This window comes from Klebsiella pneumoniae subsp. pneumoniae HS11286 (assembly GCF_000240185.1).
Lineage (GTDB): Bacteria > Pseudomonadota > Gammaproteobacteria > Enterobacterales > Enterobacteriaceae > Klebsiella > Klebsiella pneumoniae.
On the sequence record NC_016845.1, the window covers coordinates 3,819,508 to 3,843,619 of the forward strand.

Genomic DNA, 24,112 nt, shown 5'->3' on the forward strand with positions numbered 1-24,112 from the left:
GCAATTTCCCGGGTACGGCTGACGCCTGACCCGGGCTACAACATGGCTCAGGCCTGATTTTTCGCCTGTTGATACAGGTTATGCCACATCCCCTGCACCAGAATTTGGTCCGGCGGCGACAGTTCGCCAGCGCTGATGGCTTTCTCCAGGCTCTGGCTAACTCTGCTGTGTACCGCGTCAGCAGAATGCTCGCCCTCACCTTCCAGCTCAGCCACCGCCAGCGTCAGGTGGCCGCGCAGATAACCGCCGGCAAACAGTTCATCATCACTGGCGTGGTCTACCATGTTGTCAATCAGCGCCAGAATGCGTGATTCAAACTCCGCGATCATCATCTTACCTCTTGTCATGTAATGTGCGGCCTTAGTGCAGGTCTTCCGGCCACGGAAAGTGTTTCGCCGTCAATGGCGGCGTTTGATAATAGTGTTGTAACGCGCGAATAAAGCGCGCCGGACGTTCGGGGATCCCTTGTTCAAGTAAAGTCATCACCCGAGCATGCACCCGGCGCTGGAAGGCGATGCGATCGGGCTCAACGTCCCCTTCCAGATTGTCACAGCTGACGTTAAACGGAAATCCCGCCGCCACGCAGAACAGCCACTCAAAGGCCTGCGGTTTCACCTCGACATCCTCAAACTGGCTTTGGGTCATCGCATCGCGGCCGTCCGGGCAGTACCAGTAGCCAAAATCTACTTGTTCGCGACGCGCCTTGCCGGCGACACACCAGTGAGAGATCTCGTGCAGGGCGCTGGCAAAAAATCCGTGCGCAAACACGATACGGTGATAGGGCGTTTCATCGTCAGCCGGAAGGTAGATCGGCTCATCGTCGCCTTTAATCAGGCGGGTATTAAATTCTTCGGCAAAGCAGCTGTCGAAAAGGTCTATCAGCTGCTGATAATGGTGTTGCTGTTGCATTAATGAATTCCCAACCACTGCAAAATCTCAGCCCCGTGGCTGTCATAAAGAAGTTTCGCGCTCATCACCGCCGAGACGATAACGATCATCGGCCGGATCAGCGACTGCCCTTTACTCAGCACCAGCCGGGACCCGGCACGGGCGCCAATAAACTGGCCGGCCATCATCACAAAGCCGGTGGCCCAGATAACCTTTCCACCGATGATAAACAGCAGCAGGCCGCCGACGTTTGAGGTGGCGTTCAGCAGCTTGGCATGGGCCGTCGACTTGGCAAGGTTAAACCCGGCCAGAGTGACAAAAGCCAGGGCGTAAAACGAACCGGCGCCGGGGCCGAAAAAGCCATCGTAAAACCCTACGCTACCGCCGGCGACCAGCGCAAACGGCAGACCGTAAAGCCGACGCTGCCGGTCGGCTTCGCCCAGTTTCGGCATCAGCAGGAAATAAAGGCCGATGCCAATCACCAGCAACGGCAGGATCTGCTTCAGAATATCGGATTGCACGTGCTGCACCAGCAGCGCTCCGGCGGTTGAGCCGATAAAGGTCATCAGAATATTCAGCTTCTGATCGGCCAGATTAACCACCTTGCGGCGGACAAAATAGAGGGTCGCCGATAGCGACCCGCCGCAGGCCTGCAGCTTATTGGTCGCCAGCGCCTGGGCTGGCGGCATGCCGGCCGCCATCAGCGCAGGGACAGTCAATAAGCCCCCGCCTCCCGCCAGTGAGTCAATAAAACCGGCCAGGATGGCGACAAAGAAGAGTACCACCAGCACCAGCGGCGATACGGCAAACAACTCGATAAAACTATCCATTACAGCACATGCTCATCCAGTAGCGCCTGGCAGGAAGGCGGCAGCGGCGGCGTCTTCTTCACAGGGGGGGTAGACCCGGGTTTAGGTGGTTCGAACCAGCTCTGCAGCTCCGCTCCGCAGCCATCGCCGGGCGGCGGCGGCGCCTGATCCTCGCACTCCAGACTTCCCGCCGGGCAACGCAGTCGGACGTGCATATGAGCGCGATGCTGGAACCAGGGACGGACTTTACGCAGCCACTGGCGGTCGCTGCCCGCGTCCAGGCACAGCTGCTGTTTAATCGCCGGGTTGACGAAGATGCGGGTAACTTCGCTATCTTCCGCCGCCAGCTTGATAAGCTGGCTGATTTGCGGGCTCCATAGCGACGGCACCACATGCTTGCCATCGCTGGCGACCAGGTCCAGCGCCTGCGGCTTCAACAGCTGGGACGATGTCCAGCGCGTTTGCGGCAGCTGAAGGAAGATATCGACATCGAGGCCCGTCTGGTGGCTGGCGTGCCCGCCGTTAAAGCGCCCGCCCGCCGGCATCCCCATGTCGCCAATCAGCACGGTTCCCATTCCTTTATTGTGCACCTGATTACTCAGGCGCTGAATAAACTGAACCAGATCCGGATGACCGAAGTAGCGACGCTGATCGGTACGCATCACCTGATAGCCGGGGGCACTCAGGGGGAGCGCCTCGGCGCCAACGATACAGCCATTGGAAAACGCGCCGATTGACTGGGCGCTGCCGCCGATCGGTTGGGTTATTTTCTGCCATGGCGTGGCGGCCAGGCTACCGGCGCTAGCCAACAGCGCAAGCAGTGCGATAACGGTGTTTTTCATGGTTACCAGCGTGGAATTGTCGTCGTCACGTCGCCATTCTGCGCGCGCTGACGCATAAAGTGATCCATCAGAACGATCGCCAGCATCGCCTCAGCGATCGGTACGGCGCGGATGCCGACGCACGGATCGTGACGCCCTTTGGTGATCATCTCCACTTCTTCGCCAAAGCGGTTAATCGTATGACCGGGAACGGTAATACTGGAGGTAGGCTTCAGCGCGATGTTGGCAACGATCTGCTGGCCGCTGCTGATGCCGCCAAGAATGCCGCCGGCGTGGTTGCTCTGGAACCCGGCTTTGGTGATCTCATCGCGGTTTTCGCTGCCGCGCAGCTTCACCACCTCGAAGCCGTCGCCAATTTCCACCCCTTTCACGGCGTTGATGCTCATCAGCGCGTGGGCGATATCGGCATCCAGGCGGTCGAAGACCGGCTCACCGAGGCCTGGCGGTACGCCGTCAGCCACTACCGTCACTTTCGCGCCAATGGAGTCGCCCTCTTTTTTCAGGCCGCGCATCAGTTCATCCAGGGCGTCGATTTTATCCGGGTCCGGACAGAAGAAGGGGTTCTGCTCAACCTGATCCCAATCTTTGATGGCCAGCGGAATATCGCCCATCTGCGTCAGGCAGCCGCGAATGACGATGCCGAACTTCGCGGCAAGGTATTTTTTGGCAATCGCCCCGGCCGCTACGCGCATCGCGGTTTCGCGCGCAGAAGAACGACCGCCGCCGCGATAGTCGCGCAGACCATACTTTTGCTCGTAGGTGTAATCGGCGTGGCCCGGACGGAACAGATCTTTGATCGCGCCGTAATCCTGCGAACGCTGATCGGTGTTCTCAATCAGCAGACCGATACTGGTCCCGGTGGTAACGCCTTCGAAGACGCCGGAGAGGATTTTGACCTGATCCGGCTCGCGACGCTGCGTGGTGTAACGCGAGGTACCCGGGCGACGACGATCGAGGTCGTGCTGCAGGTCGGCTTCGGTCAGCGGGATGCCCGGCGGCACGCCGTCAACGATGCAGCCCAGCGCCAGACCGTGCGATTCGCCGAAGGTAGTGACGCGAAAGAGTTGTCCAATTGTATTTCCTGCCATCACGGCTCCAATCTTTTTCGTTATGTTGGCGTGTTGTTTTTTTAGTCTTTATAAATACCGAAGTGCGCACGGGCGTCAATCAGCTGCTGTTTGGTCAGCATAAAGACCCCGTCGCCGCCGTTATCAAACTCAAGCCAGGTAAACGGCACATCCGGATACTGCTCCATCAGATGTACCATGCTGTTACCGACTTCACAAATCAGAATCCCGTCGTCGCTGAGATAATCCGGCGCGTTGCCGAGGATACGGCGCGTTAGCTTCAGGCCGTCGCTTCCGGAGGCCAGCCCCAGCACCGGCTCATGCTCATACTCTTCCGGCAGATCGGCCATGTCCTCTTCATCGACATACGGCGGATTGGTGACGATCAGATCGTACTGCAGCTTCGGCAGATCGCGGAACAGGTCGGAACGGATCGGCGTCACGTGATGGATCAGGCCGTGGGACTCAACGTTGTGCTCGGCGACGGCCAGCGCGTCCGGGGAGATATCTACCGCATCGACTTCCGCCTCCGGGAAGGCATAGGCGCAGGCGATGGCGATGCAGCCGCTACCGGTGCACATATCAAGGATGTGCTGCGGCTTATGGTTAATCAGTCCGGCAAACTGGTTATTGATCAGTTCGCCAATCGGGGAGCGCGGCACCAGCACCCGCTCATCAACGTAAAACTCATGGCCGCAGAACCACGCTTTGTTGGTCAGATAGGCGACGGGAATACGCTCGTTCACGCGGCGAATCACCCGCTCTACAATGCGATGTTTCTCGCTGGAGGTCAGGCGCGCAGTGCGCATGTCTTCCGGGATATCCAGCGGCAGATACAGTGAAGGCAGCACCAGCTGTACCGCCTCGTCCCACGGGTTATCAGTCCCGTGACCGTACCAGATATTAGCAGCGCTGAAACGGCTTACCGCCCAGCGCAGCATGTCCTGAATGGTATGCAGCTCATTGACTGCCTCATCAACAAAAATTTTATCCACGACATCCTCCAGGGCACACTCTGCTATAAATTCGGCGGCTAGTGTGCCATGAAGACGGCGATAAATCAGCATTCTTGCGATAAGGGGCGGGGGAAAAAACAGGTTTTCCTTGCCCGAAGGGATATTGAGTCGGGTAAACTAGCGCAAAGTATGAATGAGAGCGGACAATGAAAAAGAAGACATCGCTTAGCGAGGAGGATCAGGCGCTGTTCCGTCAGCTGATGACCGGCACGCGGAAGATCAAACAGGACACTATTGTTCACCGCCCGCAGCGCAAGAAAATTACCGAGGTTGCTCCTAAGCGTTTGCTGCAGGAACAGGTCGATAACAGCCACTATTTTTCCGATGAGTTTCAACCGCTACTGAATACCGAAGGCTCGACGAAATATGTCCGCCCCGACGTCAGCCATTTCGAGCTGAAAAAGCTGCGCCGTGGAGATTATTCGCCGGAGCTGTTCCTCGATCTGCATGGGCTTACCCAGCAGCAGGCCAAACAGGAGCTGGGCGCGCTAATTGCCGCCTGCCGCCGCGAGCATGTGTTTTGCGCCTGCGTGATGCACGGGCACGGGAAACACATCCTCAAACAGCAAACCCCGCTGTGGCTGGCGCAACATCCGCATATTATGGCGTTTCACCAGGCACCAAAAGAGTACGGCGGTGACGCCGCACTGCTGATATTGATTGAGGTCGAGGAGTGGCAACCGCCGGAGCTGCCGTAACGGCGGGCTCCGGGGGGCCGTCAGATGGCGTTGGCCATCTTGAGGTTGCAGGGGCTTTTCTGCCAGAGGAACTCACCTTTGCCGTCGGCATCCAGCGTCACGCAGGCGATAGCCGAGGTGGTGAACATCGGGGGCGTTTCCCCCGGACACAGCTCTGAGACCAGATACCCCACCAGCGGCAGGTGGGAGACAACCAGCGCCGTCGCCACGCCTTCATTCGCCAGCGCCTGCAGATAGGCGCTCACCATTCCCACATCACCGCACGGCGTGAGCTCCGGCATCACGTCGACATGTTTCGGCAGGTTCATGCACTCCCCAACAATATCCAGCGTCTGTTCCGCACGCAGATAGGGACTGACAAGAACGCGCTCAATATCCACTTTTTGACCTTTCAGCCAGGTTGCCATCTGACGAGACTCATCACAACCGCATACGGTTAATGGACGAACCGAGTCACTGGCTGCATCGAGGGCAGCGTCGCCGTGACGCATAATAAAAACTTGCATATTGCACCGCTTTTGTTAACCAGAAGCACCGTAGTTTGGCCTGCGAAGACAATACGCAGGTGACCCGGTGGCCGGGCATTGTGCCTGATCCATTCCACGAATGAAACGCTGTTTTTTACCTCAATGGCGTAAGTATAGTCAATCATTGTTTACAAAACAGCCAATCAACAGCGTCGTCCGCAGCCGGATTTACCTTCTTTGACCACAACTTAGGTCAGCCGTTCATCCGCTGGCCAAAAGGTGGTCCCCTGTTCAGCCATGCGTAATAAAGTGTCACAGGGTGTAAAACGTGGGCCGAACTGGGCGGCCAGGCGCTGCAGGATCGCGGCAACTTCACCCGCGCCGATAGTATCCATATACCGGAACGGGCCGCCAAGAAATGGCGGAAACCCTATACCAAAGACGGCGCCGATATCGCCATCGCGCGCGCTCCGGATAATCTGCTCATCAAAGCAGCGCGCCGCTTCGTTAAGCATCATCATCACACAGCGCTCCGCCACCTGCTGCGCGTAGAGCCGCGACTGCGGGCGGCCGATGCCGAGCAGCGGATAGACTGCCGGGTCGGGCCGTTTTTTGCTTTTACGCCCTTTTGTCTCATAAAGATAGAAACCACGATTATTTTTTCTGCCTTTGCGATCGTCCTTCAAAATCGCGTCAATGATGTTTGCAGGCGGGCTAAAACGTTCTCCAAACGCGCTCTCCAGCACGGGGATAATTTTGGTGCCGGTATCGATACCCACCTCATCCAGCAGTTGAATCGGCCCCACCGGGAAACCGAATTTAACCAACGCGTTATCAATGACTTCAATCGGTTCGCCTTCCACCAGCAGGCGCATCGCTTCATTGATATACGGCGCGAGGATACGGTTCACATAGAACCCCGCTTTATCTGCGACAACAATCGGCGTTTTCCCCTGCCGTTTAGCCAGCTGCACCACGGTGGCGATAGTCTGCGGGTCGGTTCCCTTGTGCGGGATCACCTCAACCAGCGGCATTTTTTCCACCGGACTGAAAAAATGCAGGCCGATTACCTGCCCCGGGCGGCTGGCGTGAGCGGCAATATCGCCGATTGGCAACGATGAGGTATTCGACGCAAAGATGGTCTGCGGCCCGCCGTATTGTTCCACTTCGCTGACCATCCGCTGTTTGAGAGCCAGGTCTTCAAATACCGCCTCGATCACCACATCGCGATGAGCAAAGCCCTGATAGTCGGTAGTGCCGGAGATCAGCGCCATCTGACGATCGCGCTCCACTGGGCGCAGTCGACGCTGACGAACCTGTTTATTCAGCAGATCCCAGCTGTACTTTAAGGCGTGGTTGATGCCACGCGGCTGGATATCTTTAATCCGCACCGGCAGCCCCCCCTTACAGGCGGTCACATAGGCGATCCCCCCGCCCATCAAGCCACCGCCCAGTACTGCAACGCTTCTCAGCGGACCGGGGCCCGCCTCGGCGCCAGGGTCTTTTTTCAGATCGGTACTGGCAAAGAAGATCGATCGCAGCGCCTGCGACTGCGGGCTCATTGCCAGTTCGCCAAATGCGCGCGCCTCTTCAGCGTATCCGCTGCTGCAGCCATGGGCCAGACCATTCTCGACGACCTGCAAGATTCGCTTCACCGCCGGGTAATTTCCCTGCGTTTTGCGCTGCGTTTGTTTACCGACAAACTGGAATAACAGATGGCGCCCCAGGGGCCCTGCCAGTACGCGTTCACGAACAGGCACCTCCCGGCTGGTCGGTCGTCCCTTCAGCGCCAACTCCACCGCCGCCTGCAGTAAAATCGCCTGCGGCACCACCTCGTCCACCAGACCGGCCTTCAGCGCCTGCCGCGGCCGCAGCTGCTTGCCGGTGAGCATCATATCCAGCGCGGTGCTGACCCCGATCAGCCGCGGTAAACGCTGCGTCCCGCCGGAACCCGGCAGCAGGCCAAGCTGTACCTCCGGCAAGCCGAGTCGGGTTTTTTCGTCATCGCTACAGATACGGCCATGACAGGCCAGCGCCAGCTCCAGACCGCCGCCAAGGCAGGCGCCGTGGATAGCGGCAATCACCGGGATCGACAGGCCATGGATCTCAGCCATAATCTGCTGTCCCTGGCGCGCCAGCGCTTCCGCCTCCTGCGCGCTGCGGCAGCGGGCAATCATGTTGATATCAGCGCCGGCGATAAAGTTATCCGCTTTGGCGGAGATAAATACTACGCCGCGCACTGACTTATCGTCACGTAACTGGCGTATCAATCCCCGTACCTGACTGCCAAATTCGGCTTTCAGGGTATTCATTTTTTCACCCGGGGCATCAATGGTGATCACCGCGATTTTGTCCGCACAGACCTCAAGCTTAAAAGCGGAAACAGTATCCATTATTCAGCCTCCACGATCATCGCCGCACCCAGACCACCTGCCGCGCAGGCCGTCACCAAACCAAATCCCCCGCCCCGTCGCCGCAGCTCATGCAGCGTCTGGGTGATCATCCGCGCGCCGGTGGCGGCGAAGGGGTGACCGTAGGCGATAGAGCCGCCGAGGACGTTAAACTTGCTTTCATCTACCTCACCGGTGGCCTGCGAGCGGCCCAGCACCTCGCGGGCAAAGCGGTCGCTTGCCAGACACTGGAGATTGGCCAGCGTCTGCGCGGCGAAAGCTTCGTGCATATCGATAAGCGTGAGATCCGCCAGCGTCAGGCCAGCGCGCTCCAGCGCCAGCGGCGTGGACCACGCGGGCCCCAGCAGCATATCCTGCCAGACGTCGATGGCGGTAAAGGCGTAGCTGCGCAGATAGCCCAGCGGCCTCAGCCCCAGCTCTTTAGCCCGCGACTCGGTCATCAGGATCACCGCTGCCGCGCCGTCCGTCAGCGGCGTACTGTTGGCGGCGGTGACGGTGCCATGTTTGCGGTCAAAGGCCGGGCGTAACTTCTGATAATCTGCGAGCGTTGAATTTTTACGAATATTGTTGTCCTGCTCGAGCGGTTCGCGGAAAGGGGGAGCATAGGCGGTCATCACCTCTGCGGACAGTTTACCCTCTTCCCAGGCTTTCGCTGCCAGCTGGTGCGAACGATGCGCCAGGGCATCCTGTTGCTCGCGGGAGATCCCCCAGCTTTTCGCCATCTGCTCGGCGGTATCGCCCATCCGCAATCCGGTTGAATATTCAGCCACCGCCGGGGGGACCGGCAGCAGGTCGCGTGGCCGCAGACGGGAAAACAGCTTCAGCTTTTGGCTCAGCGTGCGTGCCTTATTGGCATCCACTAGCGTGCGGGCCAGCGTTTTACTGACCCCAATGGGCAGGACAGAGGAGGAGTCGGCGCCGCCGGCAATACCGGCGCGGATGGTACCGGCCATCAGGCTTTCAGCGACGTTCGCCACGGCCTGGAAACTGGTGGCGCAGGCGCGGCTGACGCTATAGGCGTCGGTATGTACGCTCATGCCGGTACCCAGCACAATTTCCCGGGCGATGTTCGGCGCTTCCGGCATCTGCACCACCTGGCCAAAGACCAGTTGCTCGATGACTTCGGCAGGAATGTCGCTGCGCGCCAGCATCTCGCCAACCACCATTTTTCCTAAATCAATGGCCGGAACGCCATGAAAAGCCGTAGCCTGACGAGCAAATGGCGTGCGTAGCCCCGTGACAATGGCAATGCGATCGCCCTGACGGGTGATAAGCGGTAATGCCTGACTCATAACACTCCCCTGTTAACCAAGACAACCAAGTGGTCTGACCTGATAACATTCTTAACTAATTTTTTACATTAAGCCAATCGGAGAAGCGCAAAATTGCGAGCCAAAACACAGTGAAAAGAAAAGGAAACGCCCCTAATCAGGGGCGTCGAGGGGGAAGGATTAACGTAAGCCCAGCTGGAAGATCAGGGATTCTGCTTCGCAGCTGAAAACAAAATCGATATCCAGCTGCACACCGCCGTCAACGTCAGTGAAGGTTGGGTTAATTTGGCACGGCTCAGATTCGACATTGCGGGCTTTTTCGCTTAACGCGGCGAGCGTTTGCTCGGCTTCAGCGCGGTTGGCGAATACGCGGCTGTAGGAGGCGGTGCAGTCGGTGTTGTCAACAATCGTGCCAACATCCATACAGCAGCAAACCGGGGTTTCATCAGCGCTACATTTACTCATCGTAGATTTCCTCTGGAGATGCACCTTCGGTGCCAGAAAAATGATGTGCCTATTTTACGCCCTGTCCCCGGTGAGCCTCCAGCCGAGAATCGCTCTGCCGGCGTTAAGTGACAGAAATCACACTTAAAAATGATCTAAAACAAAAATCCCCTTCTGTCCCCCTTGCTCTCTCCGAGATTTTTGCCAGCTGGATCGCGTTTCTGTTATCACAATTGAAAAACTTCATAAACATACTTGCAACAAATCATCTGGTCAGACCTATACTCAGCGCACTGGTCTGATTTCTTGGTTGTACCGCAGACCCTACACTCCCGCGCTTCTGTTACGGCATGTAACATAGTTTAAAAAAAAATAACTCAATGAGGTTATGGGCATGAGCCAGAAAACCCGCTTTACCCAATCTGCCCTTGCAGTGGCTGTCGCACTTGTTTCCACCCAGGCCTGGTCAGCAGGCTTCCAGCTCAACGAATTCTCTGCATCGGGGCTGGGTCGTGCCTATTCCGGTGAAGGGGCGATCGCTGACGATGCTGGTAATGCCAGTCGTAACCCGGCATTAATTATGATGTTCGACCGCCCGACCATGTCGGCGGGCGCCGTGTTTGTCGACCCGGGCGTTAATGTTTCGGGCACCTCTCCCACCGGCAAGAGCCTGAAAGCAGACAATATCGCCCCGACGGCGTGGGTGCCCAACTTCCACTTTGTCGCGCCGATTAACGACCAATTTGGTTGGGGGGCGTCTATCACCTCTAACTATGGTCTGGCAACAGAGTATAACGATGATTATGCGGCCGGCAGCATGGGCGGTAAAACCGACCTGACCACCGCGAACTTCAACCTGAGCGGCGCCTACCGCCTCGACAGCAACTGGAGCTTCGGCTTAGGCTTTGACGCGGTCTAAGCCAAGGCGAAGATCGAGCGCTATGCAGGCGATCTGGGGCAGATTGTCGCAGGCTCTGGCGCGCTGCCGCCGGCGCTGGCGGGCCAGGTAGCGAAGATCCCGGCCGACACGCAGATCGCCCATCTTAATGGCAACGCGTGGGGCTTCGGCTGGAACGCCGGGATCCTCTATGAGCTGGATAAGAATAACCGCTACGGTTTAACCTACCGTTCTGAGGTCAAGATCGACTTCGACGGTAACTACCGCAGCAGCCTGCCGGCGGCCTATAACCAGATCCTCGGCAACTTCGGCCTGCCGGCGGGCACCAGCGGCCAGACGACAAATGGTTCGCTAACCCTTAACCTGCCGGAAATGTGGGAGCTGTCCGGCTATAACCGCGTGGCGCCGCAGTGGGCGGTCCACTATAGCCTGACCTACACCAGCTGGAGTCAGTTCCAGGAGCTGAAAGCCACCGGCAGCAACGGCCAGACGCTGTTCTATAAAGAGGAAGGCTTCAAGGACGCCTATCGTCTTGCGCTGGGGACCACCTATTATTATGACGATAACTGGACCTTCCGTACCGGTATCGCCTTCGATGACAGCCCGGTGCCGGCTAATAACCGCTCTATCTCTATTCCGGACCAGGATCGCCTGTGGCTGAGCGCGGGTACCACCTACGCGTTCAATAAAGATGCCTCGGTTGACGTCGGCGTTTCATACATGCACGGGCAGCATGTTGAAATTAAGGAAGGCCCGTATACCTTCCGTTCCGAAGGAACCGCCTGGCTGTACGGCGCTAACTTCAACTACCGCTTCTGATAAGCAGCGCGCCACAAAAAAGGGTGAACATTATGTTCACCCTTTTTTTATCATTCGCCGATCACTGTGAATCGATATCCTTCAGCTCATCCTGAATAGCCTGAGCATTCGGGTTGTCCGCCGGGGTCAGCTTACCGCCGTTGGCGATAAAGTCATGACGCTGGAAGTAGGCTTCACGCATCAGAATGTAAGGGTCGGAAGACTGGCGCAGCAGGCCGTCGGAATCCAGCAGCTGAGCACGTGTCTCAATCCCTTCCACCGCCCATTTACCGATCGACATCGGCCAGGTCAGCCAGGAGAGCACCGGATACAAGCCATCGGCCATATCGCCGCCTTCGTCGCGCAAGGTAAAGCTTCCATAGAACGGCAACTGAACATACGGGCCATAGCCAACGCCATAATGCCCAAGCGTACTGCCGAAACGATGTGGCTCAACCCGCTGTAGCTGCGGATTCGCCATCCCGGCCACATCGATAAGCCCACCCATACCGAGAATGGTGTTCAGGAAGAAGCGGGTAAAATGCACCATACCTTTATAGGGGTCGCCCTGCAGGAAGTAGTTCACCATCACTGCCGGCTCTTCCAGGTTACTGGTAAAATTGCTTAACCCGTTGCGCGCCGGCTGTGGGACGTAGTCGCGCCATGCCACCGCGACGGGGCGAAGTACGTAAGGATCAACCACGTTAAAGTTGAAGTTAAACATCGTGCGGTTAAACCCTTCTAACGGGTCTGAGCGCCCCTGCGGCCGATCGCCAGAGCTGGAACTGGCACATCCCACCAGCAATGTGGCGCCAAGCGCAAGCGCCGACAGGCGATAATTCATAGATGTCTCCCTGGTTTTTATGGCTATCGCGAGTTGCCATCCATGACGGAAAGACAACGCTTCCGCCCGTAAAGATGTTAGCGATTGTAACAGCACGTTGAACGATGTCTATATCACCCAAGTTGTTGATTTGATCTTAGCCTGGGAATAACGAAATCGCGGGGCTCCTATTCTACCGGAGCGACAAAAATCTGACGTTACCATTTTTGCGATTTCAGAGTATGCCCAGCCAGACGGCAGGGAAAGCCGCTACGCTATAACTATACAGATTGATAGCGAGGGCCACGAAATGGATGAACTAGACAATAACAAATTAAAGGCAGAGGATGACGAAAGAGAAGTGGAAAGTGAGGAAAATCAGCGTGGTGAAGAGATCGAAGTAAATGAAGATCGCCTTCCCTCGCGGGCGATGGCGATCCATGAACATATTCGCCAGGAAGGGGAAAAAGAGATGGAGCGCGATGCGCTGGCCCTGCTATGGTCAGCGATTGCGGCCGGCCTGTCGATGGGGGCCTCCCTGCTGGCGAAGGGAATTTTTCACGTCAAACTGGAGGGGATCCCGGGAGGTTTTTTTGCTGGAAAACCTCGGCTACACCTTCGGCTTTATTATCGTAATTATGGCCCGTCAGCAGCTGTTCACTGAAAATACGGTCACCGCCGTTCTGCCAGTGATGCATAATCCCACCCTCGGTAACGTCGGTTTGCTGATGCGGCTATGGTCGGTGGTGCTGGCGGGCAATCTCATCGGTACCGCGGTGGCCGCATGGGCCTTCAATTATATGCCTATTTTTGATGAGCCAACCCGTCAGGCCTTTGTCAGCATTGCCGAAGACGTAATGAAAAACAGTCCGACAGAGATGTTCGCCAATGCGATTATTTCCGGCTGGCTGGTCGCCACCATGGTCTGGATGTTTCCTGTCGCCGGCGCCGCCAAAATCGTGGTGATTATTCTCATGACCTGGCTTATCGCCCTGGCGGATACCACCCATATTGTGGTGGGCTCGGTCGAGATCCTTTATCTGGTGTTTAATGGAAATCTGCCCTGGAGCCACTTTATCTGGCCGTTCGCCCTGCCGACCCTGGCGGGAAATATCTGTGGCGGGACCTTCATCTTCGCACTGCTGAGCCATGCGCAGATCCGTAACGATATGAGCAGCAAGCGAAAAGCGGAAGCCCGCGCCCAGGCGGCGGAGAAAGGGAAAAAGGCCGACCGGGCATAAAAAAAGCGCCCTGAGTGGCGAGGGTTTAAGCAGTCAGACGGTATGGCTCTTACTCAGGCGGGCAAAAAACGCTATACTCGTGCCGCCTTGTCCCCTTAGTTAAATGGATATAACGAGCCCCTCCTAAGGGCTAGTTGCAGGTTCGATTCCTGCAGGGGACACCATATAAACGTTGCCCGCCATTCACCACGATGACTTAAACGCCAGCCAGAACGTATTCTTCTCGTAATCATAATTAGCCAACGATTTCAGTATGGTTAGTCCTGCCAGAAAGGAACGTGTCTTTGTCAATCACGCACACAATAAACCGACAGCAACGCGCATTTCTGCGTACAATACCTTCTGACTTTTTCAGTCACTAGCCGCGACCTTTTACAACCTTCTCTGGACGATACAGGAGCCAGGCGTTGATATGAAACAGATCACCCTCAGCGATATGCAGCAGCAGAGCGAAGCGGCAGCCAGTGCTCCGCGCCTGCGTGCCCATCGCAATTTTCATCCCGAACTAAGCGACCCGATACAGCGTCTGGCCATCGCCATGGAACCCGGCACCTATATCCGCCCCCACCGGCACAGACATACCTTCGAACTTTTACTGCCGCTGAAAGGCCGATTTGTGGTACTGAATTTTGATGACCACGGCGTGGTTACCCGCCGGGTGGTGCTGGGTGAAACCTGCACGGCGCTGGAAATGGAGGCTGGCACCTGGCATACGGTGCTCTCGCTCGACGCAGGCGGCATGGTATTTGAAGTCAAACAAGGCGCTTATCAACCGCTTGCCGAAATGGACACTATGGCCTGGGCGCCTGCTGAAGGCCAGCCAGGCACTGCCGAAATGATGGCCTGGTATGCCATCGCGCAACCGGGTGACCGCTTCCTGTCTATGCCGCAATAACCACAGGTAGGTTCGACAGGCGCCGCAGGCGTCTGTTTGATACTTCCTGCCGACCACAAAGTTTGCCAAATTGACCGTCCCTTTTTTCGTGCTCCGCTCATACTCACCTTAAATATTGCTGCTAAACAGGAAGAAACGCTTATATTCAGCAAACTATTTTTCTCTACGAATAAGAGATGATAAGATAACGGGAAAGAGTAAATATGCGGCAGCAAAACAATAAAAACAGCCAATTTATCGATATATTATTCTCAATGTGAATGGATTTTGTTAATCAGGTAAAGGAAGTCAGCAGAAAAAATAAATCATTGTCATTGATACTTTTGCTCACCATGGCGATTTATTTTTTCATCGACATACAATTCTTATGAATATTACAGAACGGAATATCTGGAAGCTAAATAATTTACCGCCAATGGAGTATTGCTCTCTGGCGCGGGCGCAAAAATTATTAAACTGCGAACTCGAAGACATTCTTCACTGGCATGATATAGGCGCAATCAATCTATGTCTTAAGCTTAACCCAACGCCGGGAATATTAAAAATCGCCGTCCTCTCCCATCAGGAAAAAGAGGTAACCAGCGCGTTTAATCCATTTACCTCAGTCGAGGCAGGAGAAACAGTCTGGTCGCAACACTCCCATATCCGCAGCATTCTGCGGCTTGAAGGCGATATTCCGACGATGGAAACCCTGCGCGGAAATACGGTAACCCAGTTCAACGTAAAGGTATTTGCTTCAGAGCTCTGGCATCCACACTGTCGGAACCTAATGGCGCTGCTGGAGGCGCCAGATGATATTCTTTTCGAAAACCGCCTCAGCATGATGCTGCCGGATAAACCATTTGTTTATTGTCATTTCATTCCAGAGGAAGACGAACGCCCCTCGATATCATTGAACCGCATCTATATCACCAGCCAGGCCATTGAGAAAATATACGCCCACAGTATTAGCGCCCGGCCTATGGACGTGACGAAAAATCCGCTACTGGATCAAACCCGTTACATCCAGCAGGAATTAACCGTCCTGCCGCAAAGTGAGGTATTGCTGGAATTTATCCATTATCTTGTTCAGTCCCATACTGTATTTAATGAGAAGTTGCAGAGTATGGCTGAGCCAGACAAGACTCAGCTCTTTCATCACGTGCTGGAAAGGCTTAAGGAAGAAGGCATGCTTATAGAGAATGCCCAGCCCGATGAAGGCGATATCGGCAGCGAAGCCAGCCGTGAGTCGCAGTTCGCCGGCGAGTAACGTAATCCTTCAGGCAAGGGACTGGCGGTTTTCCTGCTCAATCGTTATCGCATTCTCTCGGGCCAGGGTGATGAATTCGCGCGCTGCGGCGCTCTGCCAGGCGCCCTGCCGCTGCAATAAACAGGCCGTGCGCTGCAGCAGCGCAGGTCTTAGCTCAATCGCCACCACATCATCAAACTGTCCGGCGATCGCCGCCGGCAGCAGCGTTGCTAACGTTGTGCTTCGAATAACCGACAGAACGGCCCCGATGGAGTTGGCCTCCATCCGCACGTCTGGTTCGAGCCGATGAAGGCGGCAATAACGATCAATCTGCTCGCGGGTAGCAAACTCGCTGCTCAGTAAAATTAGCGGCTGGGCGTCGAGAGCCTGCAGTTGCAAGTCGCGCTCTCCTGCCAGCGGATGCGCACGGCTCACCACCAGCGCAAGCGTTTCCGTCAGTAGCGGCTGAACCACAATCTCCTGTGACCGGCAATCGTCAAAGGCAATCCCCACATCCAGTTCATCCTCCAGCAGCATCGCCTCCATCCGCTCCTGGTTCATCTCCTGGATAAGCACTTTTACTCCAGGATAGCGTCGGTAGTACGCCTCCATCAGCGGGCCCAGCATATAGGTAGTGAAAGTTGGCGTCATTGCAATGCGGAGTTTACCGTGCTGGAGATCTTCTGCGTCATGCAAGGCGCGCCGACCTTCCTCAAGCTCGCGTAACGCGCGACGGGCATACTCCAGCCAGATCTCACCGGCATCGGTCAGGCGAATACGTCGGCCAGAGCGGTCGAAAAGCTGAACCTCCAGCATCGCTTCCAGCTGGCGTATCTGCTGTGACAGCGCAGGCTGGGAGACATGCAGCGCCGCGGCGGCGCGGGAAAAGCCACAATGTTCAGCCACAGCGATAAAGTAGGAAAGTTGGCGCAGAAGCATCGGCCCACCTATAAGAAATTCCAATAGGCATTATCATAAATAAGTCTTTTAACTTATAAAACAAGAGACGTACCCTCTTCGCACGACCCTCAACATATTTCACCTTTAACATCGTTTTATGCAGGAGTGACTATGTCCGCTCACGATCGTTATCTTCAGCGCGCATTAGTGCTGGCAAAACAAAACATTGCTGACGGTGGGCGCCCCTTCGGCGCCGTGCTGGTGCGGAATGATGAGATTGTCGCTGAAAGCGTCAATACCTTTCATCTGAGCGGTGACCCAACGGCGCATGCCGAACTGAACGCCGTTCGCGATCTTGCCGCCAGACTGGGAAGCGCGGTGTTGCGCGAATGCGTCATCTATGCCAGCGGACAACCTTGCCCTATGTGCCTGAGCGCGCTCTATTTAACCGGCGTGCGGGAAGTGTTTTTCGCCAATAGCAATCAGGACGGGGAGCCTTTTCAGCTCTCGACCGCCGCGATTTATCAGCAGCTGCAGCAGCCGCTGGCCCAGCAAACGCTGTCGATCCATCATCGCCCGCAGCCGGAGGGAACTGAACTTTATCAGCGCTGGGCGGAACGGCAGTCATGACACCAGCGCTGCGACAGAACCTGACGCTGGCAGTCCTGGTACTGACTGGGATCAATATGCGGCCGCTGCTTACCTCCATTGGTCCTTTGCTGCCGGACATCCGCGCAGCCAGCGGCATGAGCTATACCCTGGCCGCACTCCTGACCGCGCTGCCGGTGATCGCGATGGGGGTGCTGGCGCTGGCCGCTGGCTGGGTCGATCGCTATATCGGTCAAAAGCGCAGTATTGCGCTGAGCCTGCTGATTATCGCGGCAGGCGCCCTGCTGCGGGAAATCGCCCCGAATAGTGGCTTACTGCTCACCAGCGCTCTGGCCGGAGGAATTGGCATCGGCATTATTCAGGCCGCCATCCCGGCGGTAATTAAGCACCTCTTTCCCCGACGGACGCCGCTGGTGATGGGACTATGGTCAGCGGCGCTGATGGGCGGCGGCGGGTTAGGCGCCGCGTTCACCCCATGGCTGGCGTCACATAGCGCGGCCTGGCATGATGCGCTAGCCTGGTGGGCGCTCCCTGCGCTCCTGGCTCTGCTCAGCTGGCTGGCGATTTGTCGGCATTTGCCTCGCGCACCGCATCAGACCAGCGCTTCCTCCCGGGTCGCGATTATTGGCCAGCGCCGCGCCTGGACGCTGGGACTCTATTTCGGACTGATCAATGCCGGTTACGCCAGCCTGATCGCCTGGCTGCCTCCTTACTACATCCAGCTAGGCGACAGCGCCCAGTACAGCGGTTCGCTGCTGGCGCTGCTGACCGTCGGGCAAACCGCCGGCGCGCTGCTGCTCCCGGCGCTGGCTCGCCAGGAGGATCGGCGCCAGCTTCTTCTGCTAGCGCTGGCGCTACAGCTGATTGGCTTCTGCGGCTTTATCTGGCTGCCAGAGCATTTCTCTGCGCTCTGGGCCATTGCCTGCGGCGTGGGATTGGGCGGCGCGTTTCCTCTGTGCCTGGTGCTGGCGCTGGATCACGCCGGACAACCGGCGGTGGCCGGCAGGCTGGTAGCCTTTATGCAGGGGATCGGATTTATCATCGCCGGTCTGTCGCCCTGGCTTTCAGGCCTGCTGCGTAGCCTGAGCGGGAACTACACGCTTGACTGGTCCTGGCATGCGATCTGCGTCCTGCTACTCATGGCGCTGACGCTGCGCTTTATCCCGGCACACTACCCGGCCGAGTGGCGACAGCGCGCCTCAGACCTGCCCTGAACCGACGGCGGCGCGTGGCAAAGATAATGCCGCGCGCTCTCGTTGGCCTTCTCCGCCCGCCCCATCGCTAAAACCCGTTTCCTTCGCGTCGCTGGCGCTAAATTTATTACCCTGTGAAATTAATGTGTCGCCGAATCACGACACTCGTAAGTAACTAAAAATTAATAAAAAAATGCCTCTTGTTTCCCTGATTTTTTAGGCGTACATTAGCGCCATCTGGAGCACTAAACGCACAGAATTACGGGCTGCTGCAGGGTGAAGTTACACTGGCGACAGCCCTTGAAAAACAGAACAATTAATTCATTTGAACGTCGCACAAGCGCGTGGAGTGATGAGTCGTGAAATACTTCTTTATGGGCCTCTCTTTTATGGTCATCGTTTGGGCCGGTACTTTTGCCCTGATGATCTAGACTGCAGCGGTGTCAAAAAAAACGGGAGCCTTCATGCTCCCGTTTTTATTTTGCCGTACTGCCCGCAGCGCTAGCTCGCGGAGGCCAGCAGACCATCCGCGCGGAACATCGCCTTGATACCGCGGATCGCCTGGCGCGTACGGTCCCGGTTCTCGATCAGCGCGAAGCGGACGTGGGTATCACCATAGTCGCCAAAGCCAATCCCCGGCGAGACGCAAACCTTCGCTTCATTAAGCAGCTTTTTCGCAAACTCCAGCGACCCCATGGCGGCGTAAGGTTCCGGTATTTTCGCCCACACGTACATAGACGCTTTCGGACACTCCACCATCCAGCCGGCCTCATGAAGCCCTTTGACCAGCACATCGCGACGGCGCTTATACTGTTCGGCAATATCGCGCACGCACTGCTGATCGCCCTCCAGCGCAGCTATCGCCGCCACCTGCAGCGGAGTAAAAGTCCCGTAGTCATGATAGCTTTTGATACGAGCGAGGGCATTCACCAAAGTCTTATTACCCACCATAAAGCCAATGCGCCAGCCGGCCATGTTATAGCTTTTCGACAGGGTAAAGAACTCGACGGCGACATCTCGCGCGCCGGGCACCTGCATGATGGAGGGCGCTTTCCAGCCGTCATACACGATATCGGCATAGGCCAGATCGTGGACGACCAGAATGTCATACTGCTTCGCCAGAGCGACAACCTTTTCAAAGAAATCCAGTTCGACGCACTGCGCGGTCGGATTTGAGGGAAAGCCAAGGATCATCATCTTCGGCTTCGGATAGCTCTCGCGGATGGCGCGTTCCAGCTCGTTAAAGAAATCCACCCCTTCCACCAGCGGCACTGAGCGCACCTGCGCCCCGGCAATCACCGCGCCATAGATATGAATCGGATAGCTGGGGTTCGGCACCAGTACGGTGTCGCCATGATCCAGCGTCGCCAGCATCAGGTGCGCCAGCCCCTCTTTCGAACCAATGGTGACGATCGCCTCCGATTCCGGATCGATATCGACGTTATAGCGTTCTTCATACCAGCGTGAAATGGCGCGACGCAGGCGCGGGATCCCCCGCGAGGTAGAGTAACCATGGGTGTCAGGCCGTTGAGCAACGGTGCAGAGTTTTTCCACGATATGCGGCGGCGTCGCGCCATCGGGATTACCCATACTGAAATCGATAATATCTTCGCCGCGCCGACGCGCAGCCATTTTCAGTTCAGCAGTAATGTTAAAAACGTACGGAGGGAGACGATCGATACGCGTAAAACGGCGTTCAGGACTGGATTCAGCCATAGGTTCCTCTAATTAACGTTAGCGCCCGGACCGTCCGAGCGACGCTGCCGCTGTTGCGGCTCGTTTAGAAAATAACCTGAAAAAATTCATGTTGTCGAGAGGCCCGTTAAAAAATATTCCCTGGCATATAAAACGGGTATCGACTGCGCTAAATGCGGCAGTTCATTGGCGGAATAATCCCGGGTTGTATAAAAGTGGTAACACACTGATATCTTTCTTAACACAGAATATTATCGTTAATGGCGAAGACCGCCGCTATCGCGATGCTTTTTAATTAATCCCCTTTAAAAAGTGTGACTTTTCCGCTTTATGGTTCCACGGCTGGTCTTCTGCCGTCAGGTTTTTTATCATGTCCCTTTCTGGCCACTGACGCGGCGCACCCATGCACGAAATCTTTACTATGATGCTGGCGGTCTATGATCGTGCGGCCCTGATGCTTATTTGCCTCTTTTTCCTTATTCGCCTGCGCCTGTTCCGCGAACTGTTGCATAAGTCGGCCCATACTCCGAAAGAGCTGCTGGCGGTGACAGCCATTTTCTCGCTGTTCGCGCTATTTAGTACCTGGTCCGGCGTCCCGGTTGAGGGGTCCCTGGTGAACGTCCGCATTATCGCCGTGATGTCCGGTGGGATCCTGTTTGGTCCCTGGGTGGGCGCGATTGTCGGGGCGATTGCCGGCGTGCACCGCTATTTGATTGATATCGACGGCGTGACCGCGGTGCCCTGCTTTATCACCAGCATTGTCGCCGGCCTGCTGTCGGGGTTGATTAATCGTAAAGTGGCCCGCGAACAACGGTGGAAAATCGGCATTCTGGCGGGGATGATGTGTGAAACTCTGACCATGATCCTGGTGGTGGTCTGGGCGCCTTCCCTGAGTCTCGGCGTAGATATTGTTTCGAAAATTGGTATCCCGATGATCCTCGGCAGCGTCTGCATCGGCTTTATCGTGCTGCTGGTGCAGAGCGTTGAAGGGGAAAAGGAGGCCAGCGCGGCGCGGCAGGCGAAACTGGCGCTCGATATCGCCAACAAAACCCTGCCGCTGTTTCGACACGTTAACAGCGATTCTCTGCGCCAGGTTTGCGAGATTATCCGCCGCGACATTACCGCCGACGCGGTGGCGATCACCAATACCGAGCACGTGCTGGCCTACGTGGGCGTCGGTGAAGCCAACTATCAACGCCACGACGATATGATTAGCCCCACCACCCGGCAGGCGATTCGTTATGGGAAAATCATCATAAAAAACAATGACGAAGCCCACCGTACCCCGGAGATCCACTCCTTGATGGTGATCCCGCTGTGGGAAAAAGGGGTGGTGACCGGCACGCTAAAAATCTATTACTGCCACGCCCATCGCATCACTTCGACGCTGCAGGAGATGGCGATTGGCCTGTCGCAAATAATCTCCACCCAGCTGGAAGTCTCCCGCGCCGAACAGTTGCGGGAGATGGCCAACAAAGCGGAGCTGCGCGCCCTGCAAAGCAAAATTAACCCGCATTTTTTATTTAATGCGCTGAACGCGATCTCCTCCTCGATTCGCCTTAATCCGGACACCGCGCGCCAGCTCATTTTTAATCTGTCGCGCTACCTGCGCTATAACATCGAATTAAAAGACGATGAGCAGATTGATATCAAACGAGAGCTGTATCAGATCAAAGATTATATCGCTATTGAACAGGCGCGATTCGGCGACAAGCTGACGGTCATCTACGATATTGACGACGACGTCAGCTGCGTGATCCCGAGCCTGCTTATCCAGCCGCTGGTGGAAAATGCCATCGTTCACGGTATTCAACCCTGTAAAGGCAAAGGCGTGGTGACGATCGGCATTAACGAGTGCGGCAATCGGGTACGCATCAGCGTTCGCGATACGGGCAACGGTATCGATCCCGCCGTGGTCGCCCGCGTGGAAGCCGATGAGATGCCGGGTAACAAAATCGGCCTGCTCAATGTGCATCATCGGGTGAAACTTCTCTACGGCGAGGGTTTGCATATCCGCAATCTGACGCCGGGAACCGAAATCGCCTTTTATGTCCCCAATAACTCTACGCCGCAGGCGCTGACGGAGTCGCTGTTGTCATGAGCGGAGAAAAGATGAAAGTTATCATTGTGGAGGATGAGTTTCTGGCCCAGCAGGAGCTCTCCTGGCTTATTAACACCCATAGCCAGATGGAGATCGTCGGCAGCTTTGACGACGGCCTGGACGTGCTGAAATTTCTCCAGCACAACAAGGTCGACGCCATCTTTCTCGATATCAATATTCCGTCGCTCGACGGGGTTCTGCTGGCGCAAAACATCAGCCAGTTTGCCCATAAACCTTTTATCGTCTTTATCACCGCGTGGAAAGAACATGCGGTGGAAGCCTTTGAGCTGGAAGCCTTTGACTACATCCTGAAACCTTACCAGGAGTCGCGCATCATCAATATGCTGCAAAAGCTGACCACCGCCTGGCAGCAGCAAAATAACGCTGCTTCAGGATTAGCCAGCGCAGCGCCACGGGAAAACGACACCATCAATCTGATCAAAGATGAGCGGATCATCGTCACCAGTATTCATGATATTTATTATGCCGAGGCACATGAAAAGATGACATTCGTCTATACCCGCCGGGAGTCATTCGTCATGCCGATGAACATTACTGAATTCTGCAGCAAACTGCCCACCGCGCATTTCTTCCGCTGCCACCGCTCGTATTGCGTAAATCTCAGCAAAATTCGGGAAATTGAGCCGTGGTTCAACAACACCTATGTGCTGCGCCTGCGTGACCTGGAGTTTCAGGTTCCGGTCAGTCGCAGTAAAGTGAAAGAGTTTCGCCAGCTGATGAATCTGTAGAGAGCGGAAAGCACCGCCATCCGGGCTACGACGGTAGCCCGGGAGAAGAATGCTTAAAGCACCTGGCCCAGCGTCTGACGCAGATGCGCACCGGAGCCCAGCAGGCCTGGGTTATCATGCACAATCAGGTAAACCGGGATATCCTGAACATAAGCTTTAAAACGGCCTTTGTCTTCAAAACCGCCGCGGAAACCAGAGGCTTTAAAGAACTCCAGGAAGCGCGGCACGATGCCGCCGGCGATATACACCCCGCCAAACGTCCCGAGGGTCAGCGCCAGGTTACCGCCGAAGCGTCCCATAATGACGCAGAACAGCGACAGCGCCCGACGACAGTCGGTGCAGCTGTCCGCCAGCGCTCGCTCGGTCACCTCACGCGGCTGCAGGTTCTCCGGCAGTCGGCCGTCCGATTTGACAATCGCGCGATACAGGTTGACCAGCCCGGGACCTGAGAGCACGCGTTCTGCGGAAACATGCCCCAGCTCGGCGCGTAGCTCTTCCAGAATGATCCCTTCTTCTTCGCTGTTCGGGGCAAAATCAACATGACCGCCTTCGCCCGGCAGGCTGACCCAACGCTTATCAACGTGGACCAGATGCGCCACGCCGAGCCCGGTCCCGGCGCCATAAACGGCGATCGGTTTGCCCGCTACCGGCGCACTGCCGCCAAACTGAATAAGGTGCTCAGCTTTCAGCATCGGAATGGCCATTGAAACAGCGGTAAAATCGTTAATTATCTCCAGATGGGCAAAGCCGAGGTTGCGCTTCATTTCGGCGATAGAGAAAGCCCAGGTATGGTTGGTCATCGCCACCCAGTCGCCGGTAATCGGGCATGCGATGGCGATACAACCTTCGTTGACCGTTACCTGGTGCTCCTCGAGGTAGACGCGCACCACTGCCTCCAGACTGGGGTAATCGAGCCCGGAATAGGTCTTTGCGCGAGAGATCTCTCCACTCGCCAGATCACATAGCGCCAGGCGGGCGTTGGTCCCCCCGACATCTCCTACTAAAGCAAATTTTGTCATTCCGTTACGGCTCCGCTAAAGTCAAAATAAATCTTTTGGCACACTGTAAA

The 24,112-nt window shown here is 56.3% G+C and carries 27 protein-coding genes, 1 tRNA gene and 2 other annotated features; of the genes, 13 read left to right on the forward strand and 15 right to left on the reverse strand.

The window, feature by feature from the left end:
• Positions 1–47: 47 nt before the first annotated feature.
• From KPHS_37840 to KPHS_37890, 6 genes are read right to left on the reverse strand one after another with little or no spacing between them, the layout of a single operon-like run.
• Positions 48–329, reverse strand: a complete 282-nt coding sequence (locus KPHS_37840; protein ID YP_005228084.1) for a YfcL family protein — start codon at positions 327–329, stop codon at positions 48–50.
• Positions 330–360: 31 nt separating this feature from the next.
• On the reverse strand, positions 361–909 hold the full coding sequence (locus KPHS_37850) for a putative transporting ATPase (RefSeq protein YP_005228085.1): 549 nt from the start codon (positions 907–909) through the stop codon (positions 361–363).
• Positions 909–1,718, reverse strand: a complete 810-nt coding sequence (locus KPHS_37860) for a TSUP family transporter (protein YP_005228086.1) — start codon at positions 1,716–1,718, stop codon at positions 909–911. The genes KPHS_37850 and KPHS_37860 overlap by 1 nt, the downstream gene beginning before the upstream one ends.
• Positions 1,718–2,539, reverse strand: coding sequence for a penicillin-insensitive murein endopeptidase (locus KPHS_37870; RefSeq protein YP_005228087.1), 822 nt, complete (start codon positions 2,537–2,539; stop codon positions 1,718–1,720). Before KPHS_37870 ends, KPHS_37860 begins: the two co-directional genes overlap by 1 nt.
• A gap of 2 nt (positions 2,540–2,541) precedes the next feature.
• Positions 2,542–3,627 (reverse strand): chorismate synthase, encoded by a 1,086-nt coding sequence (locus KPHS_37880; RefSeq protein YP_005228088.1) that lies wholly within the window; start codon positions 3,625–3,627, stop codon positions 2,542–2,544.
• A gap of 41 nt (positions 3,628–3,668) precedes the next feature.
• Complete coding sequence (locus tag KPHS_37890) at positions 3,669–4,601, reverse strand: protein-(glutamine-N5) methyltransferase, 50S ribosomal protein L3-specific (RefSeq protein ID YP_005228089.1); 933 nt, start codon at positions 4,599–4,601, stop codon at positions 3,669–3,671.
• A 167-nt stretch (positions 4,602–4,768) separates the two neighbouring features.
• Between KPHS_37890 and KPHS_37900 the strand changes: the two genes are divergently transcribed.
• Positions 4,769–5,320 (forward strand): endonuclease SmrB, encoded by a 552-nt coding sequence (locus KPHS_37900; protein YP_005228090.1) that lies wholly within the window; start codon positions 4,769–4,771, stop codon positions 5,318–5,320.
• Between the two features lie 20 nt (positions 5,321–5,340).
• Here KPHS_37900 and KPHS_37910 read toward each other — a convergent pair whose 3' ends face one another.
• The 4 genes from KPHS_37910 to KPHS_37940 all read right to left on the reverse strand — a co-directional run bounded on the left by KPHS_37910 (position 5,341) and on the right by KPHS_37940 (position 9,934).
• Positions 5,341–5,727, reverse strand: a complete 387-nt coding sequence (locus KPHS_37910) for a phosphohistidine phosphatase (RefSeq protein YP_005228091.1) — start codon at positions 5,725–5,727, stop codon at positions 5,341–5,343.
• Positions 5,728–6,035: 308 nt separating this feature from the next.
• A complete protein-coding gene (locus tag KPHS_37920) occupies positions 6,036–8,180 on the reverse strand; it encodes a multifunctional fatty acid oxidation complex subunit alpha (RefSeq protein ID YP_005228092.1) in 2,145 nt (714 codons plus the stop codon).
• Positions 8,180–9,490, reverse strand: a complete 1,311-nt coding sequence (locus KPHS_37930) for an acetyl-CoA acetyltransferase (protein ID YP_005228093.1) — start codon at positions 9,488–9,490, stop codon at positions 8,180–8,182. The genes KPHS_37920 and KPHS_37930 overlap by 1 nt, the downstream gene beginning before the upstream one ends.
• Before the next feature lie 159 nt (positions 9,491–9,649).
• On the reverse strand, positions 9,650–9,934 hold the full coding sequence (locus KPHS_37940; RefSeq protein YP_005228094.1) for a YfcZ/YiiS family protein: 285 nt from the start codon (positions 9,932–9,934) through the stop codon (positions 9,650–9,652).
• A 367-nt stretch (positions 9,935–10,301) separates the two neighbouring features.
• Between KPHS_37940 and KPHS_37950 the strand changes: the two genes are divergently transcribed.
• Positions 10,302–10,832 carry a long-chain fatty acid outer membrane transporter gene (locus tag KPHS_37950; RefSeq protein ID YP_005228095.1) on the forward strand — a complete coding sequence of 177 codons (531 nt, stop codon included), beginning with the start codon at positions 10,302–10,304 and terminating at the stop codon, positions 10,830–10,832.
• Positions 10,302–11,630: a sequence feature (potential frameshift: common BLAST hit: gi|238895857|ref|YP_002920593.1| long-chain fatty acid outer membrane transporter), on the forward strand. (Overlaps the previous gene by 531 nt.)
• Complete coding sequence (locus KPHS_37960) at positions 11,184–11,630, forward strand: OMPP1/FadL/TodX family outer membrane transporter (RefSeq protein ID YP_005228096.1); 447 nt, start codon at positions 11,184–11,186, stop codon at positions 11,628–11,630. (Overlaps the previous feature by 447 nt.)
• A 61-nt stretch (positions 11,631–11,691) precedes the next feature.
• Here the strand turns inward: KPHS_37960 and KPHS_37970 are convergent, their stop codons facing one another.
• On the reverse strand, positions 11,692–12,453 hold the full coding sequence (locus KPHS_37970) for a lipoprotein (protein ID YP_005228097.1): 762 nt from the start codon (positions 12,451–12,453) through the stop codon (positions 11,692–11,694).
• Positions 12,454–12,742: 289 nt separating this feature from the next.
• Here KPHS_37970 and KPHS_37980 point away from each other — a divergent pair, with 289 nt between their 5' ends.
• From KPHS_37980 to KPHS_38010, 5 genes are all read left to right on the forward strand, one after another.
• Complete coding sequence (locus KPHS_37980; protein ID YP_005228098.1) at positions 12,743–13,096, forward strand: hypothetical protein; 354 nt, start codon at positions 12,743–12,745, stop codon at positions 13,094–13,096.
• Positions 12,743–13,673, forward strand: a sequence feature (potential frameshift: common BLAST hit: gi|238895859|ref|YP_002920595.1| putative transport protein). It overlaps the preceding gene by 354 nt.
• Positions 13,071–13,673, forward strand: a complete 603-nt coding sequence (locus tag KPHS_37990) for a putative transport protein (protein YP_005228099.1) — start codon at positions 13,071–13,073, stop codon at positions 13,671–13,673. (Overlaps the previous feature by 603 nt.) The genes KPHS_37980 and KPHS_37990 overlap by 26 nt, the downstream gene beginning before the upstream one ends.
• An 89-nt stretch (positions 13,674–13,762) precedes the next feature.
• Positions 13,763–13,837, forward strand: a tRNA-Arg gene (locus KPHS_t00460).
• A gap of 248 nt (positions 13,838–14,085) precedes the next feature.
• The gene (locus KPHS_38000; RefSeq protein YP_005228100.1) at positions 14,086–14,568 is read left to right on the forward strand and encodes a WbuC family cupin fold metalloprotein; all 483 of its coding nucleotides are present in this window, start codon (positions 14,086–14,088) and stop codon (positions 14,566–14,568) included.
• Positions 14,569–14,935: 367 nt separating this feature from the next.
• Positions 14,936–15,817, forward strand: coding sequence for a hypothetical protein (locus KPHS_38010; RefSeq protein ID YP_005228101.1), 882 nt, complete (start codon positions 14,936–14,938; stop codon positions 15,815–15,817).
• Between the two features lie 9 nt (positions 15,818–15,826).
• Here KPHS_38010 and KPHS_38020 read toward each other — a convergent pair whose 3' ends face one another.
• Positions 15,827–16,735, reverse strand: coding sequence for a putative LysR family regulatory protein (locus KPHS_38020; protein YP_005228102.1), 909 nt, complete (start codon positions 16,733–16,735; stop codon positions 15,827–15,829).
• A gap of 132 nt (positions 16,736–16,867) precedes the next feature.
• On the opposite strand from KPHS_38020, the gene KPHS_38030 reads away from it, so the two are divergent.
• Both KPHS_38030 and KPHS_38040 read left to right on the forward strand, forming a co-directional pair.
• Positions 16,868–17,326 carry a putative adenosine deaminase gene (locus KPHS_38030; RefSeq protein YP_005228103.1) on the forward strand — a complete coding sequence of 153 codons (459 nt, stop codon included), beginning with the start codon at positions 16,868–16,870 and terminating at the stop codon, positions 17,324–17,326.
• Complete coding sequence (locus KPHS_38040) at positions 17,323–18,519, forward strand: putative cyanate transporter (RefSeq protein YP_005228104.1); 1,197 nt, start codon at positions 17,323–17,325, stop codon at positions 18,517–18,519. Before KPHS_38030 ends, KPHS_38040 begins: the two co-directional genes overlap by 4 nt.
• Positions 18,520–18,999: 480 nt before the next feature.
• Here KPHS_38040 and KPHS_38050 read toward each other — a convergent pair whose 3' ends face one another.
• Positions 19,000–20,214 (reverse strand): aminotransferase, encoded by a 1,215-nt coding sequence (locus tag KPHS_38050; protein YP_005228105.1) that lies wholly within the window; start codon positions 20,212–20,214, stop codon positions 19,000–19,002.
• An 88-nt stretch (positions 20,215–20,302) separates the two neighbouring features.
• Between KPHS_38050 and KPHS_38060 the strand changes: the two genes are divergently transcribed.
• On the forward strand, positions 20,303–20,488 hold the full coding sequence (locus KPHS_38060) for a phytanoyl-CoA dioxygenase (RefSeq protein ID YP_005228106.1): 186 nt from the start codon (positions 20,303–20,305) through the stop codon (positions 20,486–20,488).
• Here KPHS_38060 and KPHS_38070 read toward each other — a convergent pair.
• The gene (locus KPHS_38070; RefSeq protein ID YP_005228107.1) at positions 20,485–20,598 is read right to left on the reverse strand and encodes a hypothetical protein; all 114 of its coding nucleotides are present in this window, start codon (positions 20,596–20,598) and stop codon (positions 20,485–20,487) included. The genes KPHS_38060 and KPHS_38070 overlap by 4 nt on opposite strands.
• Before the next feature lie 16 nt (positions 20,599–20,614).
• Between KPHS_38070 and KPHS_38080 the strand changes: the two genes are divergently transcribed.
• Positions 20,615–22,294 carry a putative sensor protein gene (locus KPHS_38080; protein ID YP_005228108.1) on the forward strand — a complete coding sequence of 560 codons (1,680 nt, stop codon included), beginning with the start codon at positions 20,615–20,617 and terminating at the stop codon, positions 22,292–22,294.
• On the forward strand, positions 22,291–23,043 hold the full coding sequence (locus tag KPHS_38090) for a putative 2-component transcriptional regulator (protein YP_005228109.1): 753 nt from the start codon (positions 22,291–22,293) through the stop codon (positions 23,041–23,043). The genes KPHS_38080 and KPHS_38090 overlap by 4 nt, the downstream gene beginning before the upstream one ends.
• A 53-nt stretch (positions 23,044–23,096) precedes the next feature.
• Here the strand turns inward: KPHS_38090 and KPHS_38100 are convergent, their stop codons facing one another.
• Positions 23,097–24,062: a glucokinase gene (locus KPHS_38100; RefSeq protein YP_005228110.1), complete on the reverse strand. Its 966-nt coding sequence runs from the start codon at positions 24,060–24,062 to the stop codon at positions 23,097–23,099.
• Between the last annotated feature and the right edge of the window lie 50 nt (positions 24,063–24,112).

Bases quoted from the DNA above. Each gene is read 5' to 3' on its own strand.
- KPHS_37940 (YP_005228094.1), bottom strand. From the start codon at position 9,934: ATGAGTAAATGTAGCGCTGATGAAACCCCGGTTTGCTGCTGTATGGAT.
- KPHS_38070 (YP_005228107.1), bottom strand. From the start codon at position 20,598: ATGGGTGCGCCGCGTCAGTGGCCAGAAAGGGACATGATAAAAAACCTG.
- KPHS_38060 (YP_005228106.1), top strand. From the start codon at position 20,303: ATGTTGTCGAGAGGCCCGTTAAAAAATATTCCCTGGCATATAAAACGG.
- KPHS_37840 (YP_005228084.1), bottom strand. From the start codon at position 329: ATGATCGCGGAGTTTGAATCACGCATTCTGGCGCTGATTGACAACATG.
- KPHS_38030 (YP_005228103.1), top strand. From the start codon at position 16,868: ATGTCCGCTCACGATCGTTATCTTCAGCGCGCATTAGTGCTGGCAAAA.
- KPHS_38050 (YP_005228105.1), bottom strand. From the start codon at position 20,214: ATGGCTGAATCCAGTCCTGAACGCCGTTTTACGCGTATCGATCGTCTC.
- KPHS_37960 (YP_005228096.1), top strand. From the start codon at position 11,184: ATGTGGGAGCTGTCCGGCTATAACCGCGTGGCGCCGCAGTGGGCGGTC.
- KPHS_37980 (YP_005228098.1), top strand. From the start codon at position 12,743: ATGGATGAACTAGACAATAACAAATTAAAGGCAGAGGATGACGAAAGA.
- KPHS_37930 (YP_005228093.1), bottom strand. From the start codon at position 9,490: ATGAGTCAGGCATTACCGCTTATCACCCGTCAGGGCGATCGCATTGCC.
- KPHS_37950 (YP_005228095.1), top strand. From the start codon at position 10,302: ATGGGCATGAGCCAGAAAACCCGCTTTACCCAATCTGCCCTTGCAGTG.
- KPHS_38080 (YP_005228108.1), top strand. From the start codon at position 20,615: ATGATGCTGGCGGTCTATGATCGTGCGGCCCTGATGCTTATTTGCCTC.
- KPHS_38090 (YP_005228109.1), top strand. From the start codon at position 22,291: ATGAGCGGAGAAAAGATGAAAGTTATCATTGTGGAGGATGAGTTTCTG.
- KPHS_38020 (YP_005228102.1), bottom strand. From the start codon at position 16,735: ATGCTTCTGCGCCAACTTTCCTACTTTATCGCTGTGGCTGAACATTGT.
- KPHS_37880 (YP_005228088.1), bottom strand. From the start codon at position 3,627: ATGGCAGGAAATACAATTGGACAACTCTTTCGCGTCACTACCTTCGGC.
- KPHS_37910 (YP_005228091.1), bottom strand. From the start codon at position 5,727: ATGGCAACCTGGCTGAAAGGTCAAAAAGTGGATATTGAGCGCGTTCTT.
- KPHS_37990 (YP_005228099.1), top strand. From the start codon at position 13,071: ATGGCCCGTCAGCAGCTGTTCACTGAAAATACGGTCACCGCCGTTCTG.
- KPHS_37920 (YP_005228092.1), bottom strand. From the start codon at position 8,180: ATGGATACTGTTTCCGCTTTTAAGCTTGAGGTCTGTGCGGACAAAATC.
- KPHS_37870 (YP_005228087.1), bottom strand. From the start codon at position 2,539: ATGAAAAACACCGTTATCGCACTGCTTGCGCTGTTGGCTAGCGCCGGT.
- KPHS_38000 (YP_005228100.1), top strand. From the start codon at position 14,086: ATGAAACAGATCACCCTCAGCGATATGCAGCAGCAGAGCGAAGCGGCA.
- KPHS_37970 (YP_005228097.1), bottom strand. From the start codon at position 12,453: ATGAATTATCGCCTGTCGGCGCTTGCGCTTGGCGCCACATTGCTGGTG.
- KPHS_38040 (YP_005228104.1), top strand. From the start codon at position 17,323: ATGACACCAGCGCTGCGACAGAACCTGACGCTGGCAGTCCTGGTACTG.
- KPHS_38010 (YP_005228101.1), top strand. From the start codon at position 14,936: ATGAATATTACAGAACGGAATATCTGGAAGCTAAATAATTTACCGCCA.
- KPHS_38100 (YP_005228110.1), bottom strand. From the start codon at position 24,062: ATGACAAAATTTGCTTTAGTAGGAGATGTCGGGGGGACCAACGCCCGC.
- KPHS_37860 (YP_005228086.1), bottom strand. From the start codon at position 1,718: ATGGATAGTTTTATCGAGTTGTTTGCCGTATCGCCGCTGGTGCTGGTG.
- KPHS_37900 (YP_005228090.1), top strand. From the start codon at position 4,769: ATGAAAAAGAAGACATCGCTTAGCGAGGAGGATCAGGCGCTGTTCCGT.
- KPHS_37850 (YP_005228085.1), bottom strand. From the start codon at position 909: ATGCAACAGCAACACCATTATCAGCAGCTGATAGACCTTTTCGACAGC.